Consider the following 17,658-nt stretch of genomic DNA (forward strand, 5'->3'; position numbering starts at 1 on the left):
TTCAAACCTCGCTCAAGGATCGGCGCATGAGTTGCGCCTCGGCGCCATAGCTGCGCAGCTTGCGGGCCAGCTCGGCACTGTCGGGCGCCACGCCGGCAAAGCCCTGCGCCTGCCAGAACGGCACCGAACCCTGGATGGCGATCAAGGCGGCGGTGCGCAGCCCCCTGGCCTGGCCGGCGGCCAGCACCTCGCGCACCAAGCGCCTGGCCAGCCCCGAGCCGCGCGCCTGCGGCTGCAGCGCCAGGTCGTGCAGGTAGAGCGTGTCGGCCTGGGGCGCGGTGCCCAGCGGGGAATCGGGGCCTGAGCCAGCACCGGGACCGGGACCGGGACCGCGTTCAGATTCGGGGATGGCGTTGAGCGCCGGCAGCTCGGGCCAGCGAATCGGCAAGGCGATCAGGTAGGCGGCCAAGGCAGCAGGCGTGCCGCACGAGTCGGCCAGCTGCCGCGCGGGTCCCGTGGGGTCTGCCGGCTGGCCCCACCAGGCCACGCGTGACAGGCCGGCGCCGGCGCTGCGCTTGGCGTCCATGGCCGCCAGCGATTCGGGCGCGATCGCGTGGTAGCAGGCGGCCTGAATCTGCATCACTTGGTCCATGTGCGCCGCCTCCATCGGGGCGCAGACCAGAAGGGTGTGGTCCCACGTCATCACGGTGTCCATTCCACTGTCAACTTCCAATTTCCAACTTCCAACTTCCAACTTCCAACTTCCGGTATCGGCATCGGCATCGGCATCGGCATCGGCATCGGCATCGGCATCGGCATCGACATCGACATCGACATCGACATCGACATCGACATCGACATCGACATCGACATCGACATCGACATCGACATCGACAGTATGCAGCCATTCCCGTTTCATCCTGAACGGCAACGGCCTCATACTCACTTCAGCCGTGTCAACACGTCGCTGAGCTCCGGCATCATGCGGGCCCCCGCGCCGCTGGCCACGGCCTGCGCCAGTGTCTGCGACACGGCATCGGCGATGCGGTGCCAGGCGTCTCCCTCGCTGGCCATGCGGGTGTAGTACGCCAGGTCCTTGGCGGCATTCGCGATGGCAAAGCGCAGGCCATCCGTGTCGCCATCGATCAGGTAGGGCCGCATGCGGTCCAGCGGCACGCCGGCGGCGCCGCCCTGCTGCAGCACGTCCAGCAGCACGCGCGTGTCCACCCCGGCCTGGCCGGCGCAGGCGGCGGCTTCGGCCAGCAGGGCCAGGCTGCCCAGCGACACGTAGTTGTGCAGCAGCTTCATGGCGTGGCCCGAGCCCACGGCGCCCGTGGCGGTGATGGTTTCGGCAAAGCAGCGCAGCAGCGGCATGCAGCGCGCCACGGTCGCGGCGTCGCCGCCCACCAGCAGGTTCAACCGGCCCTCGGCCGCTTCGCGGGGCGTGCGCGTCATGGCGGCGTCGATGAAGTGCGCGCCGACGGCGGCCACGGCGTCGGCCATGCGGCGCGTGCTCTCGGGCATGGCGGTCGAACAGTCGATGACGACAGCGCCCGGCGCCAAGGCGGCCACGGCGCCTTGGTCCCCCAGCAACACGGCCTCGACCTGCGGCGAGCCGGTCACGCACAGCAGCACGACCTCGGCCCCGCGCGCGACCTCGGCCGGCGTGTGCGCACACCGCGCGCCCGCCGCGATCAGGTCTTCGACGGGCTGGTTGCCCGGGTGCGCCAGCAGGGTCAGCGCATGGCCATGGCGCAACAGGTTGCGGGCAATGCCATGCCCCATCAGGCCGATGCCCATCATGCCGATTCGGGTGGGGTGCTTCACGGTGCGCTCCAGGGTTGCGGGGAACGCTCAAGGGTACTGGACCTCGGGCGGCATCGGCCGCACGCTCAGGATCAGGTTGCTCTCCTCGCGCACCAGCGCCACGTCCACGCGGTGGCCGATGATCTTCCGAGTCGCCGCCTGGGCGACCGTCCATGCGGGCGAGGCGAATGTCTTCGTCAGTCGCGAAGCCATGGTGACCACCGCCCTGCCAGCCACCATCGCCGCGCGTGGCCTGGCTGTGCTTGAGCACGTTGGTCAGGGCCGGCTTGCGGCGCGCAGCCGCTGCGCCGTTCAGGTGGCTGGGTGCGGGCTTGCCACCGCGTTCAGGGCCGGGCTCGGCGCTCTTGGAACAAGACCGTCTTCGGCCAGCGGTGTGTCGCGTGTCAGGCCCGCAGCTTGCATGGAGACGCGCCAGGCTGGGCATGCCGCCCTCTGATCGGGCTCACCGGGACAGGGCTCGCCCTCGACGGACGACAGGCTCTTCTCGAAGGCGATCTGATGATGCTGCTGGTCCATGCGTCGGTCCACTCATCGCATGTAACGCGCAGTATCCTGCCAATCCTGTTATGAATACAACGGGAATTCGGCCATACTCATCGAATTCCTCGCACGACACACGTTCAGCCCTGGGCCTGCTTCTTCGCCTGCGCCAGGCGCCTGAGGGTGTCGCCATGCACCTCGCGCATGCCCCGGTGCCAACGCGCCATGACCTGATCCAGCTCGTCCTGCAACGACTGTGCCAACGCCGTCTCACCGTGCGTCAACGCCCAGATGGCGTATTCGGCCGTGGCGTCGAAGCCGCCGAACCGCGAGCGCACAGCCTCGAACTGCGCCCGCGCGGCGGCCTGATCGCCGCCCGCGGCCAGCGCGCGGGCCCGCAGCAGCTGGGTTTCCTGCGGCCGGAAATCGGCGTTCTGCGCCGCCATGAAGTCCAGGTGCGACAGCGTCTGTGCGGCGTGGCCGGCCGCCAGGTTGGCCCGCGCGGCGTTGAAGCGCATCTCCAGGTCGCTGGCGAACGGGCCGTTCAGGCAGGCTTCGTAACTGCGCACGGCCTCGTCGGTCTGGCCGGCCTCGAGCTGGGCCGCCGCCAGGCGCATCTGGTTCTGCGCCGTGGGCGCATAGCGGTGCGCCTCGGCCGCCTCGCGCAGCTCACGCGTCGGGTCCAGCACCTTGACGGCCGATTTCACGGCCTTGCCGGCGTGGCGCTGCAAGCGGGAACTGGGCAGGAACACCGCCACGAAATAGGCCACGCTGCCCAGGCCCGGAAAAGCAAACAGGATGAACAGCCAGTACATGGCCTGCCCGGTTCTGACCGCGTGCACCGCAAAGAACAAGGCCACCACCACATGGATGCCAATGCCGAAGAACGCCATGCTGGTCTTTCTCGTTGGAGGGTTGAAGGGCGATTAAACCGCATCGGCCGGGCATGGCCGGCGGTTCGGGGCCTGATTCGCGCAGGTCGGGCGTCTGCGCGATCGCGGGCGCGGCCGCGCTGCTTCCACCGCCTTGACGGTTGACCCGCCAAGCATGCCCTCGCAGACCAGACGGACCGGTGCACACACTGCCGGCTGCCCTTGGCGCGGCCTCAGACCGCGCAGCGCCAGGCCATGGGGGCACCAAGTCAGCGTGGCGCCGACCCCGCTGACGTCGCCCCAGGAAAGAACCCCTGCTGCAAGGAGCCGGGCAGCCTGCGCACCAGGCGGGTCAACCCACCCGCCACACCGGCTGCTGGCCAACGCGAGTCGCGCAGCCTCAGCGCCTGGTCCTGCGGCACACCACCGCCCCGGCCATGCCCAAAGCCAAGGCGACCAGCGCCCCCAGGCCCACGGCGGGCACGGGAGCCACGCTGGGCTGAACGGGTGCAGCCACCGGGGTGATGCGCACCCAGCCATCGGCACCGTTCGCGGCGAGCACGTTGTCCGCCAGCGGAAACTCCACCAGGGTGCCTGGATCGACCAGCGCACCCGGTGCCCCCACAGTGATCTGGGCGTTGGTGATCGGGTAGGCGGCAGATGCTGCGTGGTAGCACGAACCGCCACCGGTGGCGCTGGTGGGCTTGGTCGCGTGCAACCACCACCAATTGCTGCCATCCGAGACCAACCCGGCTCCCGATGCCCCGCCCTGACCCGCCTGGTTCAGGTAGCCACCGCCACCGCCCGCCCCCGTCGCGATGGTGGTGCCACCCCCGATTGAGCCATCGGTCGACGGGAAGCCCGGCTCCCCATCCGCCGGCGTGCTGCAGTCCGCCACGTTGTCCAGGTTCAAGGGGGCAGCCAGGCCCGACGTGCCCACGTCTCGAATGGACTGGCCATAGGCCGCGCTGCTGCCACCGCCGCCACCGCCCGCACGCAGGTAGAAGCGGCCCGCCAGGGTCACAGCCGACGCACCGCCACCCCCGCCTGCGGTGTAGACCGGCGTGATGGGCGGGGTGTTGCCGATGGTGCCATCGGCGCTGCGCCCGCCGCTGCCTGCGCCCATACCGCCCAGGCCGCCCTCCAGGGGCGTAGCCGCAGACTGGTCATCTTCGCCGGCGCCGCCACCAGCGGCCACGGTGATGCTCACGACATCGCCGGGCGTGACGGCCACACGGGCCGTCACCTGCGCAGCGTCGCCCCCGCTGCCGCCGGGAAACGTGCCATCGAACCCCGGGATGCCAATGGCCATGCGCACCCCCGTGCCACTGCCACCCCCACCGCCAGACAAGGTCACGTCCAGCGCCTGTACGCCCGTCGGCACGGTGTAGCTGTGGACACCGGGGGTGGTGAATTCCGCAGTCTGGGCCTGCGCGACCATGCCGGTCAACGTCATCAGCACCCCCAGGGTCACGCGGGTCAAGGGTTGGGAAGGGAACAAGCGGGTCGGTGGAAATGGGTTGGACATGCGAACTCCAGATGCCTGATGCACATCGATCGGGCGGGCTGCAATTTAAGCATTTTGTAGGCCAGTGCCAACACAGCTCGCGCGCCCCGCTTGGGCAAGGCGTCTACTGCACCCTCATCAAGCTTGGTTGATGTTCCAGGTGACGTCCGATGCCTGCATGCCGCAACAACGGCCAGGCGACCCAGGCAATCAACGACAATGCGGGCCCGCCTGTCACACCACTTGCCATGGACGCCGCCACGATCACGCACAGCATCCAGCTGTCGATTGCCCCTGTGTTCTTCCTCACCGCCGTGTCCGGCATGGTGGGGGCGGTGGCCCAGCGCCTGGCCCGCATCATCGACCGGGCGCGCGTGGTCGAGGCCAGCATCCCGCAGCACGACGACCCCGTCCACACGGCACGCTGCGTGCGCGAGCTGGCCTTCCTGCGGCGCCGGGGCCATGTCGCCAACGTGTCGATCGGTCTGCTCACCTTGTGCGGCTTCCTCATCGGGCTGACCATCGCCTTCCTGTTCCTGGCCGAGTTCTGGCACGTGGGCGGCCCGCACCTCGTGGTGGGCAGCTTTCTGGGCGGTGTGGTGTCGTTTCTCGCAGCGCTCGCCTGTTTCTTGTGGGAAACGGTGCTGGCCACGCAGATCCTGAAATTCGACGTGCTGGCGGCGGTCGACGAACTCGAGGCCGCGCCCCGCCGTTGAGGGCGGTTCCGCGCCGCTCAGAGGCCAGCACCGGGTGTCGTTTGACCAGTGCAAGCAGCAGCCGCTGACGTGGTCGCTGAGGTGTCCGGGTTCGCAACCTGACCACCAGACCAGTCCCTGTGGCTTGTGCCTCGAACGCGTCGGCTGGGCCGCTGAGCGCGCGCCACGTCGCGAACGGCCATGAAAAAAGCCGCCAGCGTTCGCACGCGGCGGCTTGTTCAGCGCAACCCGGGGCGGGTTGCAGCGTGTGAGGCTTACTTGCTCACAGCGTCGCTGGCGGCTTGCACAGCAGCCGAAGCGGCGTCAGCAGCAGCATTGGCGGCCGAGTTGGCAGCGTCAGCAGCGGACGAAGCAGCGTCGCCCACGGCGGTGGCAGCAGCCGAACCAGCGCTGGCGGCGGCATCCACGGCAGCCGAAGCGGCTTCGGTGGCGCTGTTTGCAGCATCAGCAGCAGCCGAAGCAGCCGAATCAGCAGCAGCGGCTGCGGGCGTTTCGGTGGTTGCGGGAGCTTCTTCTTTTTTGCTGCAGCCAACGATGGCGATCGAAGCAAACAGAGCCAACAGGAGCGACTTATTCATTTCCCAATTCCTTTTTCAAAGCAATTCGTTGTACCCAAGCAAGCCAACGTGGCCCTCACTACACGGACCTGCCTGCCTTGCAAACCGAATTATAGGGATTGCCCTAGCGCCCCTGGGACGCGTGCGTGAACGAAACGCAACAAGCAGCTACAGCCCCAAAATATTCACGGCGAATCCTGGGCGGCTGCGCTGCCTCAGCAAGTCCAATTTTGACGACAGCTCTGCCCGAAATCGCTGGTTTTCACTGCCGATGCAGGCGAAACCCTCTGCGTCCTGTACCTGGAGCGCCCATTCCGGGGTCCAGATCATGCCTTGGGGCAGCTCGCGGTCGGTCGTTGCAACCACACAACATTCCACGATGTGTGACCAGGTCTTGCGCCAGGTCACAAAGCGTGCGTGCCGCGCCTGCACGGCATCAAAGCGGTGCGCCAGCAAGACGACCTCGCGGCCTCGCCGGCTCCACGCCATCAGGTCGGCCACCAACTGGGATTCACCCAATGGCCAAGCCTCGAAATCCGGATCGCACAGCACGAGGCGCGGCCACTCGCGCTGCACAGCCTGCGCCATCACCTGGCGCACCAGCGCCTGAAAGCTGGCCACACCGCGCTGCAGCCCGATGGGCAGCCCTGTCGCCCCGGTGGCAGGCGCCAGCTGCACCTGCGCTGCTGGTTCCGGTGCCTTGCGGATGGCGCCGGGCGGCCAGGGGTCGCCCAGGCCAGGGGCGCCCGCCGCACCCGGCGATATCAGCCCATCCGGCGACGCTTCATTCGGTATCTCGGACATGCAACCACCCCATGTCAAGCCATTCGGCCATCACCGCCTGCGCGCCTTCGCTCAAGGCGGCGGCATCCCGGACACCAAGGTGGCGGGTGTCGGCCAAACGGCGCAGCAGGCGACCATCGCGACCGCCGACGACAAAGGCCTCGCCATTGACGAACACGTGGCGATGGTCGTGCAGCATGCGGGTCCGCCGGTCCAGTGCCAAGCCCTGCCCCGGCTGCCAGCCCAGGTCCGACACGGCGTCGCCGTCAAAGTTCACCGAGGGTTTGAGGTCGGTCAGCACCTCGCCCAGCGCGCGGGCCAGCAGCTGCGGATCGCCGGCCACGCGCTGCAAGGCCTTGGCCGCAAAGTCCAGCATCGCCGGTGGGAGCGCCGCCGGCTCGGCCGCCGGCTGCGCCTTGGGATCGGCATAGCGTCGCGCGCGGTCTTCGTCGTCGGCGGCAAATTCGCCCAGGCGCAGCAGGATTTCCTGCACCAGCTCCACATCGGTGGGGGCGCGAAAGCCCACCGAATAGGTCATGCAATCGGCGCTTTCGGCCACGCCGTCGTGGGCCCACTGGGGCGGCAGGTACAGCATGTCGCCGGGCTCCAGCACCCACTCCTGCTCGGGCTCGAAGTGCTGCAGGATCTTCAGCGGCTTGCCGGCCTGCAGCGACAGGTCCTGCTGGTGGCTGATGCGCCAGCGCCGCCGGCCGCTGGCCTGCAGCAGGAACACGTCATAGCTGTCGACGTGCGGGCCGACACCACCGCCCGGGCTGGCGTAGCTGATCATCACGTCGTCCAGGCGCGCATCGCCCACGAACCGGAACTGCTCCAGCAAGGCGCGCACGCCATCGTGGTGCAGGTCCACGCCCTGCACCAGCAGTGTCCAGTCGGGCGCGCTCAGCTTGGGCAGGGCCTGCCGCTTGAAGGGGCCGCGGTGCAGCTGCCAGTCGTCACCGGCCTGGGCCGCTGCCTGGCCTTTGCCCTTGCGCGGTGCGGGGGCCGCCTGCCGCACGATGAGGCGCGACTCCACGTCGGCCTGCGCGGCCAGCTCGAACAGCGCGGTGCGCGACAGCAGGGGCTGCATGTCGGGCACGGCCTGGCGGATCAACAGCGGCTTCTTGTGCCAATGGCGGCGCATGAAGGTGGCAGGCGAAAGGCCGCCCAGCAGGGGCGTGGGTGCGTCAAAATGCATGTCAAACCGAGAATGAGGGGTATGCCATGGCTGTCGTTGTTGCTGAAACGGCATCTGCAAGATACCCCTTCACATCCTGTCATCGGCAGCGCAGGTCGAAGGCTGGCACTCTAGCCCATCTGCCCCAGTCGACGGGCGGTGTGAACTGGGCTTGCCTTCTCCAGGCATCAAAAAGCATATTTCTATAATCTTTTTATCAAAAAAGCGTATATTAATGATCTCAAACAGCTCTAGCCCACCATGACCGACGCCCTGATCGACACCCTGGCCCACACCCGCAAAGCCCTCAAGCTGACCCAGGCCGAACTGGCCCAGGCCGCCGGCCTGTCGCGCATGGCGGTGCAGCGCACCGAAACCGGCGAGGTCGATCCGCGCCACTCCACCCTGAGCGAGATGGCACGCGTGCTGGGCCTGGAGCTGCTGGCCGTGCCGCGTGACCTGGTGCCGGCGCTGCAGGCGTTCATCCAGTCGGGCGGCAAGTACCTGGCACAGCCCAGCGGCGCCGACGCCCCGCTCTCGGTCGTCGAGCAGCTGGCCCTTCCTGGCCGGACCCTTCCTGGCCAGTCCCACACCCCGCCCAAGGCCAAACCACCGCGGTGATGCACCGCGCACCCCTTCGCTGAGCCGCTGCCATGTCCACCGCCATCCGCTACCTGCGCCTGTTCCTGCACCAGCCGGCTGCTCGCGGCGGCGGGCGGCGGGCCATCGGTTACCTGTCGCAGTACGGGGACATCCTGCGCGTCTCCTTCGAGGCCGACTACATCGCCGACCCCGAACGGCCAACGGTGTCACTGAGCTACCTCGGCAGCAGCGAAGCAGACACCCAGCGCATCCTGACCTCGGCGCGCGATGCCCGGCTGGTGCGCACCGATGGCCGCTGGCCGGCCTACTTCCAGAACCTGCTGCCCGAAGGCCATAACCGCGACCGCCTGGCCGCCGAACGCGGCTGTTCGCCCGACGACGAGTTCGAGCTGCTGGCCGCGGCCGGCCATGACCTGATGGGCGCGCTCGAGGTCGAGCCCGTCTCGCAGGGCGAAGCCATTCCCGATGTCGTGCGCCACTGGCACACCACGCAGGGGCTGGATGTGCTCGAGCCGGGTTTCGTCGAGTTTCCCGTCGCCGATGCCGCTTCGTTGCCCGGCGTGGTGACCAAGTTCAGCGCGGTGCAGGATGGCCGCCGCTACACCGTGCACCGACGCGGCGCGGCCGGCAGCGTCATCCTCAAGCTGCCCAGCCGCCAGCACCCCGACCTGGTCGCCAACGAGTACGGCTGCTACCGCCTGTGCCAGGCCCTGGGGTTGACCACGGCCGACGCCCGCGTCATCACGCGCGAACAGGCCGAGTTGCCCGAACACGTGCCCTTCCACGACATCCTGGCCGTGCAGCGCTTCGACCACCTGCCCGATGGCTCGCGCGTGCACATGGAAGAGTTCAACCAGGCCCTGGGCTATGCCCCGCGCCACAAATACGGCAAAGGCCTGCACCAGGACTGGCCCACCATGCTGCGCGTGCTCGACGCCCTGAGCCCCCAGCCCGTGGCCGACACGCGCGAGTTTCTGGCGCGCACCGTGGCCGCCCTGCTCATGGGCAACACCGATGCGCACCTGAAGAACTGGGCGCTGGTCTACCCCGATGGCCGCCAGCCGCGCCTGGCCCCGGCGTACGACTGCGTGTGCGTCGCGGCCTTCTTTCCCGGCTCGCCGCCGCAGCAGTACGCGGTCAACAAGGCCATCGACGCGACGATGCGCGCCCTGACCTGGGACGCGCTGAAGGCCTTGATCGAATCGGCTGGCCTGCGGCGCGCGGCGCGCCATGTCGCCTGGTTGAAAGCCCTGGTGCGGCAGGCACAGGCCGACTGGCCCGCGCTGCTGCGCGACACGCCCCCGGCCATGCGCGAGGCGGTGAGCGCGCGCCTGGGCGGCGACGTGCGGCTGGCCACGACGTAGTCCGCGGCCACCTGCGCGCGCCCTTCAGGCGGCACCAGACCCGTCGGGGCCGTTCAGGCGATCCCCGGCAGCGCCTCGAACGGTTGCATCGGTCAGGCCGGCCCTCGTCATCTGCTCAAGCTGGCCCGGATGGACGTGTCATGCGCTCCGTCCCACCACCATGCGGATGACGCTCATCAGTAGACGTTGGGCGGCTCCTGCGCAGACCCCGGCACCGCACGACGTCTGCCACCGATCACCCGGCTGGTGGCTACGCCCGGCCCAGGCCAAGGCACGGCATGCCGTGGCAGCCCTTCGCCGCATCAAAGAATCATGCAGTATCGCGCCATTCCCGATGTCGATTCATCGGCAACAACCTCATACCCCTCACTGCATGAGTTGCGCCCACACCTTGTCCAGCCGCTTGATGCTGACGGGCATGGGCGTGCGCAACTCCTGGGCAAAAAAGCTCACGCGCAGCTCTTCGAGCAGCCAGCGCAACTCCTGCATGCGCGCATCGACCTGGCCCTTGCGCTCGACCAGCAGCCGCGCGTAGCGCTGCTCCTGCGGGCGCAGCTCGGCCAGTTTGGCCGCGTCGCGCGCCGGGTCGGCGCGGTACTTGTCCAGCCGCAGCACGATGGCCTTGAGGTAACGCGGAAAGTGCGCCAGCTGCGGCCACGGCGTGCGGGCCAGAAAGTCCTTGGGCACCAGGCGGGCCAGTTGCTCGGCAGCGTCCTTGGTCGCCTCGGGCGCGTGCTTGGTGTCCTTGATCTTGCGCGCGGCGGCGCTGTATTCGGTGAGGATGGCCGCCGTCTGGCGCGCCACTTCGCCCGCGATCAGGGTCAGGCGGCCCCGCCCGTCCTGCACGCGCTTGGCAAAGCTGGCCGCGTCGGTGGGCAGCGGGTCCAGCACAAAGGCGCGGTCCAGCGCCACGTCGATGATCTGGCGCGCCAGCTCCGGCCCCGTGCCCAGCGGCATGTAGGCCACGCCCATCTTCTGCAGGTCGGGGATGTTTTTTTCCAGGTACTTGACCGCGTCCTTCACCTGCAGCGCGAACAGCCGCCGCAAGCCCAGGCGGTGCTGGGCCGCCGCCACCTCGGGCTCGTCGAACACCTCGAGGGTCACGCCCTCACCCGCTTTCTCGGCATCGACGACGGCCGGAAAACCGATCAGCGTCTGGCCGCGCTTTTTCAGCTCGAGCAACTCGGGCAGCTCGCCAAACGACCAGTCGGTGTAGACCTGCTCGCCCGACACCGCCTGCGCCAGGGCGGCGGAGTAGGCCCCCGCGCTGCCCGGCTGCGCCGGGTCCGCCGCCCCGGAACCGGGCACCGCCCGAGGAGGCTGGCCTTGCTGGCGGCCTTGCGCGGCGGCCGAGGCGTTGCCCGGCTGCGTCTGGCGCGACGGCGCACCCGGGGTCGCCGCGTCCGGCGCGGCCTGCCCGTCCTGACCCGCGACGCGCAGCGCCGCCAGGGCCTGGAAGGCCCCGCGCGCCTGCTTGCCCAGCTCGGCCTTGAGCGCGCCGAGGTTGCGGCCGTGGCCCAACTGGCGCCCGTGCTCGTCCACCACGCGCAGGTTCATGAACAGGTGCGGCGGCACCATGTCGAGCTTGAAGTCGCTGCGCTTCACGTCCAGGCTGGTTTCCTCGCGCACCTGCTTCAACAGCACGTCGGTCAGGCTGCCGTCGCCGAAGCGCTCGGGGGTGCTCAAGCTCGCCGCCAGGCGCGCGGCGCTCTCGGGCAGCGGCACGAAACGGCTGCGCGGGCGCTGCGGCAGGCTTTTGAGCAAGGCCTGGACCTTGTCCTTGAGCATGCCGGGCACCAGCCACTCGCAGCGCGCCTCGCTCACCTGGTTCAGCACGAACAGCGGCACCGTCACCGTCAGGCCATCGCGTGCATGGCCGGGCTCGTGCAGGTAGGTCGCCGTGCAATCGACACCGCCCAGCTTCAGCGTGGCCGGGAAGGCCTGCGAGGTGATGCCCGCGGCCTCATGTCGCATCAGGTCGTCGCGCGAGAAACGCAGCAGCTCGGGGTTGGCCTGGCTGGCCTGGCGCCACCATTTCTCGAAATCGCGCGCATTGCTGATGCCCTCGGGCACCTGCTGGTCGTAGAAGGCATAGATCAGCTGCTCGTCGACGAGCACGTCCTGCCGCCGCGACTTGTGCTCCAGCGACTCGACCTTGGCGATGGCCTTGGCATTGGCCTGCAGGAACGGCAGGCGCCGCTCCCAGCCCTCGGCCCATTCGCCTTCGACCAGGGCCTGGCGGATGAAGATCTGCCGCGCCTCGACCGGGTCGACCTTGCTGTAGGACACCTTGCGGCCGCTGTAGATGACCAGGCCATAGAGCACGGCGCGCTCCAGGCCGATCACGTCGCCGGCCTTCTTCTCCCAGTGGGGCTCGAGCACCTGCTTGCGCAGCAGGTGGGCGCCCACGTCCTCGATCCACTGCGGCTCGATGTTGGCGATGCCGCGCCCGAACAGGCGCGTGGTCTCGACCAGCTCGGCACAGACGATCCAGCGGCCGGGCCGCTTGGACAGGTGCGCCCCCGGGTGGCGGTGGAACTTGATGCCGCGCGCGCCCAGGTAATCGGGCTCGAAGCCCCGCCGCCCCCCGGCCGCCTTGGCGCCGGGTTGGCCATGCGCGCCGCCGGTGGCGCCGTCTTCCATCTTCCAGCCCACGTTGCCCAGCAGGCCGGCCAACATCGACAGGTGCACGGCCTCGTAGCCCGCGGCCTGCGCGTTCATCGCCCAGCGCGCCTCGCGCACCGTGGTCAGCAGCTGGCTGTGGATGTCGCGCCACTCGCGCACGCGACGCACGCTGATGTAGTTCTGGCGCAGCAGGCTCTCGTACTGTCGGTTGGAGAGTTTGTGCGTGCTGGCGTTGGTTTCATCAACGACACCGGCCGGTACCCCTGAACTCTTGGCCTGCTGCAGGGCATGCGCCAGCGCACGCTGCGCCGCCGGCAGGCCTGCGTGGCTGGCCGTGGCGGCCTTGCCCTGCCCGGCGCGGCCGGCGGACGGCCCGGCCACGAGCGGCCCCTGTTCCTGCGCCTGCATCTGCGCACGCGTTGTCGCCGCACGGCCACCGCGCGCATCGTGCAGCCAGGTCCACAGCCGCAGGTAGCCGCTGAACTCGCTTTTCTCGTCGTCGAACTTGGCGTGGGCCTGGTCGGCCTGGGCCTGCTGCTCGATGGGGCGTTCGCGCACGTCCTGCAGGCTCAGCGCCGAGGCGATCACCAGCACCTCGCTCAGCGCGCCACGCGCCTGGGCTTCGACCAGCATGCGACCCACGCGCGGGTCGATGGGCAGGCGCGCCAGCTGGCGTCCGACCTCGGTCAGCTGCAGCTTGTCATCCACGGCGCCCAGCTCGGCCAGCAGCTGGTAGCCATCGGTGATGGCCCGGCTGGACGGCGCCTCGAGGAAGGGGAAGTCCTCCACGCGCCGGTGCTGGTCCACCAGGCGCAAGGCCATCATGCGCAGGATGACCGCCGCCAGCGAAGAGCGCAGGATTTCGGGGTCGGTGAAGCGCGGCCGGCTGTTGAAATCGGCCTCGTCGTAGAGATGGATGGCGATGCCATCGGCCACCCGGCCGCAGCGGCCCGCGCGCTGGTTCACGGCCGCCTGGCTCACCGGCTCGATCAGCAGCTGCTCGACCTTGTTGCGCAGGCTGTAGCGCTTGACGCGGGCCGTGCCGGCGTCGATCACGTAGCGGATGCCGGGCACGGTGAGCGAGGTCTCGGCCACGTTGGTGGCCAGCACGATGCGCGGCACGTGGCTGCTGTCGAACACCCGGTCCTGCTCGGCCTGCGACAGGCGCGCGAACAGCGGCAGCACCTCGGCATTGCGCAAAGTCGGCGAGGCCGACAGGTGCTTGCGCAGGTGGTCGGCGGCCTCGCGGATCTCGCGCTCGCCGGGCAGGAACACCAGGACGTCCCCGCCGGGCCGGCCGCGCCACAGCTCGTCGACGCCGTCGGCGATGGCGCGGTTCAGGTCGTAGTCGCGCGACTCTTCAAACGGCCGCCAGCGGTGCTCGACGGGGTAGGTGCGGCCCGAAACCATCAAGACGGGCGCGGGGATCCATTTGCCCCCACGCTCCCGCGCTTCGCGTCGTTCGCTGCCCTCCGGGGGGGCTGGCCTTGCTCGGGGCGGCCCTTCGCTGTGGCCGTCGCCCTCAGGCTCCCCGGCAGCGCTGGGGTCGCCGTCCTGCGCGGGCACCCACCTGCCGAAATGCTGCGCGAAGCGGTCGGCGTCGATGGTGGCCGAGGTGACGATGACCTTGAGGTCGGGCCGCTTGGGCAGGATCTGCCGCAGGTAGCCCAGCAGGAAGTCGATGTTCAGGCTGCGCTCGTGCGCCTCGTCGATGATGATCGTGTCGTAGGCCTTGAGCAGCGGATCGGTCTGCGTCTCGGCCAACAGGATGCCGTCGGTCATCAGCTTGATGGAGGCGTCCTTGGACAGGGTGTCGTTGAAGCGCACCTTGTAGCCCACGACCTCGCCGAGCGGGGTGTTCAGCTCCTGCGCAATGCGCTTGGCGACCGAGGTGGCGGCGATGCGCCGCGGCTGCGTGTGGCCGATGAGCCGGCCGCGCTCGCCGGGTGCCGCATTGAGCTTGCCGCGCCCCAGGGCCAGCGCCATCTTCGGCAACTGCGTGGTTTTGCCCGAGCCGGTTTCGCCACAGACGATGATGACCTGGTGCCGGTCCAGCGCGGCCATGATGTCGTCGCGGCGCGCAGAAACCGGAAGCGATGCGGGAAAGGTGATGTCAAGCGGCATGGGGGCGGTGATTATCGCAAGCGCCCCGGGGCCGGCGCTCAAGCTTGAAGGAACGTGCTCCGCCCCTAGGCGCAAGCACCCGCGCCGCATCGGGTTTCCCCGGCTCACGTACGCTCGCCGTCCTCCTTCTTCAGAGCCGCTGCGCCCAGCCCCGGGCCACGTCGGCCCGTGCCCGCCGGTTCATGATCTTCTACGCCACCTTCATCGCGCCCGTGCTCGCCTTCTGGCTGTGGGCCCCCGTGCTCAGCCTGTCGTGGCGCGCACGCGCCTGGGCCGTGCTGGCCACCACCTTGCTGGGCCTGCTGCCCGTGGGGCTGATCCTGATCTACCGCCGGGCCTGGTTCAGCGAGGCCGCGGTGGTGCACGCCCAGGTGTTCAGCGGCTGGGTCATGGGCGTGCTGCTGCTCATGGTGCCCCTGCTGCTGCTGCGCGATGTAGGCTGGCTGGGCCTGCGCCTGCTGCGGCGCGAGCGCCCCGTCAACCGTTCGCGCGCCACAGCCTGGCTGCTGACGCTCGCCGGCGTGGTGTCGGCCTGGGGCGTGTACGGCGGCCTGCGCGTGCCCGAAGTGCGCGAGCAAGAGGTCGTGCTGGACCAGCTCCCCGCCGAGCTGGATGGCCTGCGCGTGGCCGTGCTGGCCGACATCCACGCCACGCCCGTCAAGCACGAGCGCCATGTGCAGGCGCTGGTCGACCGCACCAACGCTGCCCGGCCCGACCTCATCGTGCTGCCCGGCGACATGGCCGATGGCGACGCCACGCTGGGGGCGCGGCACGTCGCGCCCCTGGCCCAGCTGCGGGCGCCGCACGGCGTGTGGGCAGCCCCCGGCAACCACGAGTACTACAACGGGTATGACGCCTGGACCGATGTGTTTCAAACGCTGAACCTGACATACCTCGAAAACCAGTCGGTGACCATCGACATCCGGGGCAAGCGCGTGGCGATCTCGGGCGTGGGCGATCCGGCCTATGGCCGCCTGTCAGCCGGCAACCGCAACCCGCTGGTGGCCGAGGGCCTGCCCCCCGACATCGACGCCGTGGTGCAGCAGGCCACGGGCAGCGACCTGCACCTGCTGCTGGCCCACCAGCCCAAGCTGGCGCGCGTGAACGCGGGCAAGGGCCTGTCCGGTGGCCCGCAACAGCAGGTGCGCGCCGAGGCAGCGGCAAACGGCACGACCAGCGCAGCGAGCGGCAAGGCCGTGGACCTGCAGATCTCGGGCCACACCCATGGCGGCCACGTGCTGGGCATGGACCGCTGGCTGGTCGCGCCCGCCAACGACGGCTTCGTGCGCGGGCTGTACCGGGTGGGTGGCATGCAGCTCTTCGTCAGCAACGGCGCGGGCCTGTGGGTGGGCTTTCCGCTGCGCCTGGGCGTGCCCGCCAGCATCGACCTGCTGGTGCTGCGGGCCGGCCGGCCCGCGCGGGTCTGAGGCGTGGGCCTGAAGCACGGGTTTGAGGCGCGCATCCACGCCCTGGCCCGCCTCACCCTGCCCGGCTAGCCGCGGGCGTTCTCGGCGATGGGGGCGAGCACGGCCTCCAGGTCCACAAGGGCGGCCAGGTTGGCCGCCAGGCCGTCGAACACGGCATCCAGGCTGCGCGCGGCCTGGCCAAACAGGGCGTGCAGCACGGCCGCGTCTTCAAACAAGCCGTGCAGGTAGCAGCCCAGCACGGCGCCATCGGCGCTTTGCCAGGCCAGGCCGGGCATGACCTCGCGCGGCGTGGCCTGTGCGGCCATGGCCGGGTGCCACGCGGTTTGTCCGGCGTGGATCTCGTAGCCCTGCACCGCCACGTCACGCAGCGGCGCCCAGGCGCCCTGCAGCGCGCCAAAGCGCAGCCGCGTGCGGCGCACCGTCTTGCGGGCCCCGAACTGCGTGACCAGCGGCAACAGGCCCAGGCCCGGCGCGCTGCGGTCGGCCAGGCTGGCGCCTGGGCCGCACTCCACGCCGTCGGGGTCCAGCACCGCCTCGCCCAGCATCTGCAGCCCGCCGCAAATGCCCAGCACCCGGCCCCCACGCGCGGCGTGGGCGCACACGGCGGCGTCCAGCCCGCGCTCGCGCAGCCAGCGCAGGTCGGCCAGCGTGGCCTTGGAGCCCGGCAGCACCACCCAGTCGGCGCCCGCCAGCTCGGCCGGGCTGCGCGCCCACACCAGGCGCACGCCGGCGATGTGCTTGAGCGGCTGGAACTCGTCGAGGTTGCTCACGCGCGGGTAGGCCACCACGGCCACGGTGACGCGCACATCAGCCCCCACCGCACCGCGGCTGGCGTCGTCGAAGACGCCATCCTCTTCGGGCAGGCCGTGGTCCCACTGCATGGGGATGACCCCGACCACGGGCACGCCCGTCATCTGCCGCAGCTGCTCGGGGCCCGGCGCCAGCAGCGCGGCATCGCCGCGGAACTTGTTCAGCACAAAGCCGGCGACGCGGGCGCGGTGCGCCTGGGGCAGCAGCGCCCAGGTGCCGTACAAGTGGGCAAAGGCGCCGCCGCGGTCGATGTCGGTCACCAGCAGGCTGCGGGCGTTCACCGCTTCGGCGGCCTTCAGGTTGACGAAGTCGCCCGCCTGCAGGTTGATCTCGGCCGGCGATCCGGCGCCCTCCATCACCAGCACGTCGTAGCGACCCGCCAGGTCGTGCAGCGCAGCCTGCACGCGCGGCCACACGGCTGCGCTGCGGGCGCGCCAGGGCATGGCCGAGAGCTCGGCGTCGGGTCTGCCCATGAGCACGACCTGGCTGCGCGTGTCCGCTTCGGGCTTGAGCAGCAGCGGGTTCATGGCGACTTCGGGCGTGGCGCGCGCGGCCAGGGCCTGGAAGTACTGCGCCGCCCCGATTTCGCCGAAGCCGCCATCAGGGCCCGCGACCACGCGGGCGTTGTTGCTCATGTTCTGCGCCTTGAAGGGCGCCACACGCAGGCCCTGGTTGGCCAGGTGGCGGCACAGCGCGGTGGTGAGCCAGCTTTTGCCGGCACCGCTGCTGGTGCCCCACACCATCAAGGCCCGGCTGGGAGAGGCCCGGCCAGGCGAAGCCTCGTCCAGCGAGGTCATGATCTGGCGATCAGGCAGGCTCGGCGCGCCTTTGAGATCAAACGGGGTATTC

At 69.7% G+C, this 17,658-nt stretch carries 14 protein-coding genes; 4 read left to right on the top strand and 10 right to left on the bottom strand.

What is annotated here, in order from left to right; genetic code table 11:
• Position 1 precedes the first annotated feature (1 nt).
• The 5 genes from CCO03_RS15260 to CCO03_RS15280 all read right to left on the bottom strand — a co-directional run bounded on the left by CCO03_RS15260 (position 2) and on the right by CCO03_RS15280 (position 4,647).
• Positions 2-859, bottom strand: a complete 858-nt coding sequence (locus CCO03_RS15260; protein ID WP_205690318.1) for a GNAT family N-acetyltransferase — start codon at positions 857-859, stop codon at positions 2-4.
• Positions 860-882: 23 nt separating this feature from the next.
• On the bottom strand, positions 883-1,743 hold the full coding sequence (locus CCO03_RS15265; protein WP_087282429.1) for an NAD(P)-dependent oxidoreductase: 861 nt from the start codon (positions 1,741-1,743) through the stop codon (positions 883-885).
• Between the two features lie 51 nt (positions 1,744-1,794).
• The gene (locus CCO03_RS19905; RefSeq protein WP_157667723.1) at positions 1,795-1,959 is read right to left on the bottom strand and encodes a hypothetical protein; all 165 of its coding nucleotides are present in this window, start codon (positions 1,957-1,959) and stop codon (positions 1,795-1,797) included.
• A gap of 428 nt (positions 1,960-2,387) precedes the next feature.
• Positions 2,388-3,140: a hypothetical protein gene (locus tag CCO03_RS15275; protein ID WP_087282432.1), complete on the bottom strand. Its 753-nt coding sequence runs from the start codon at positions 3,138-3,140 to the stop codon at positions 2,388-2,390.
• A 379-nt stretch (positions 3,141-3,519) separates the two neighbouring features.
• Entirely contained in the window at positions 3,520-4,647 is a 1,128-nt protein-coding gene (locus CCO03_RS15280; protein WP_157667724.1) for a hypothetical protein, read from the bottom strand.
• Between the two features lie 227 nt (positions 4,648-4,874).
• Here CCO03_RS15280 and CCO03_RS15285 point away from each other — a divergent pair, with 227 nt between their 5' ends.
• Positions 4,875-5,342, top strand: a complete 468-nt coding sequence (locus CCO03_RS15285) for a DUF2721 domain-containing protein (protein WP_236903869.1) — start codon at positions 4,875-4,877, stop codon at positions 5,340-5,342.
• Positions 5,343-5,604: 262 nt separating this feature from the next.
• Here CCO03_RS15285 and CCO03_RS15290 read toward each other — a convergent pair whose 3' ends face one another.
• The 3 genes from CCO03_RS15290 to CCO03_RS15300 form a co-directional block, all read right to left on the bottom strand.
• Positions 5,605-5,874, bottom strand: a complete 270-nt coding sequence (locus CCO03_RS15290; RefSeq protein ID WP_157667725.1) for a hypothetical protein — start codon at positions 5,872-5,874, stop codon at positions 5,605-5,607.
• A gap of 193 nt (positions 5,875-6,067) precedes the next feature.
• Positions 6,068-6,520 (bottom strand): hypothetical protein, encoded by a 453-nt coding sequence (locus CCO03_RS15295; protein ID WP_157667726.1) that lies wholly within the window; start codon positions 6,518-6,520, stop codon positions 6,068-6,070.
• Between the two features lie 163 nt (positions 6,521-6,683).
• Positions 6,684-7,877, bottom strand: a complete 1,194-nt coding sequence (locus CCO03_RS15300; protein ID WP_087282441.1) for a cupin domain-containing protein — start codon at positions 7,875-7,877, stop codon at positions 6,684-6,686.
• Between the two features lie 240 nt (positions 7,878-8,117).
• Between CCO03_RS15300 and CCO03_RS15305 the strand changes: the two genes are divergently transcribed.
• Positions 8,118-8,477 carry a helix-turn-helix transcriptional regulator gene (locus tag CCO03_RS15305; protein ID WP_087282443.1) on the top strand — a complete coding sequence of 120 codons (360 nt, stop codon included), beginning with the start codon at positions 8,118-8,120 and terminating at the stop codon, positions 8,475-8,477.
• A gap of 32 nt (positions 8,478-8,509) precedes the next feature.
• Entirely contained in the window at positions 8,510-9,823 is a 1,314-nt protein-coding gene (locus CCO03_RS15310) for a type II toxin-antitoxin system HipA family toxin (RefSeq protein ID WP_087282445.1), read from the top strand.
• 366 nt (positions 9,824-10,189) lie between these two features.
• Here the strand turns inward: CCO03_RS15310 and CCO03_RS15315 are convergent, their stop codons facing one another.
• A complete protein-coding gene (locus CCO03_RS15315) occupies positions 10,190-14,572 on the bottom strand; it encodes a DUF3418 domain-containing protein (RefSeq protein WP_157667727.1) in 4,383 nt (1,460 codons plus the stop codon).
• 182 nt (positions 14,573-14,754) lie between these two features.
• Between CCO03_RS15315 and CCO03_RS15320 the strand changes: the two genes are divergently transcribed.
• The gene (locus tag CCO03_RS15320) at positions 14,755-15,999 is read left to right on the top strand and encodes a metallophosphoesterase (protein ID WP_087282446.1); all 1,245 of its coding nucleotides are present in this window, start codon (positions 14,755-14,757) and stop codon (positions 15,997-15,999) included.
• 65 nt (positions 16,000-16,064) lie between these two features.
• Here the strand turns inward: CCO03_RS15320 and CCO03_RS15325 are convergent, their stop codons facing one another.
• Positions 16,065-17,552, bottom strand: a complete 1,488-nt coding sequence (locus CCO03_RS15325) for a cobyric acid synthase (protein WP_087284778.1) — start codon at positions 17,550-17,552, stop codon at positions 16,065-16,067.
• Positions 17,553-17,658: the final 106 nt, after the last annotated feature.

It is taken from the genome of Comamonas serinivorans (assembly GCF_002158865.1).
In the GTDB taxonomy this organism is placed as follows: Bacteria; Pseudomonadota; Gammaproteobacteria; order Burkholderiales; family Burkholderiaceae_C; genus Comamonas_E; species Comamonas_E serinivorans.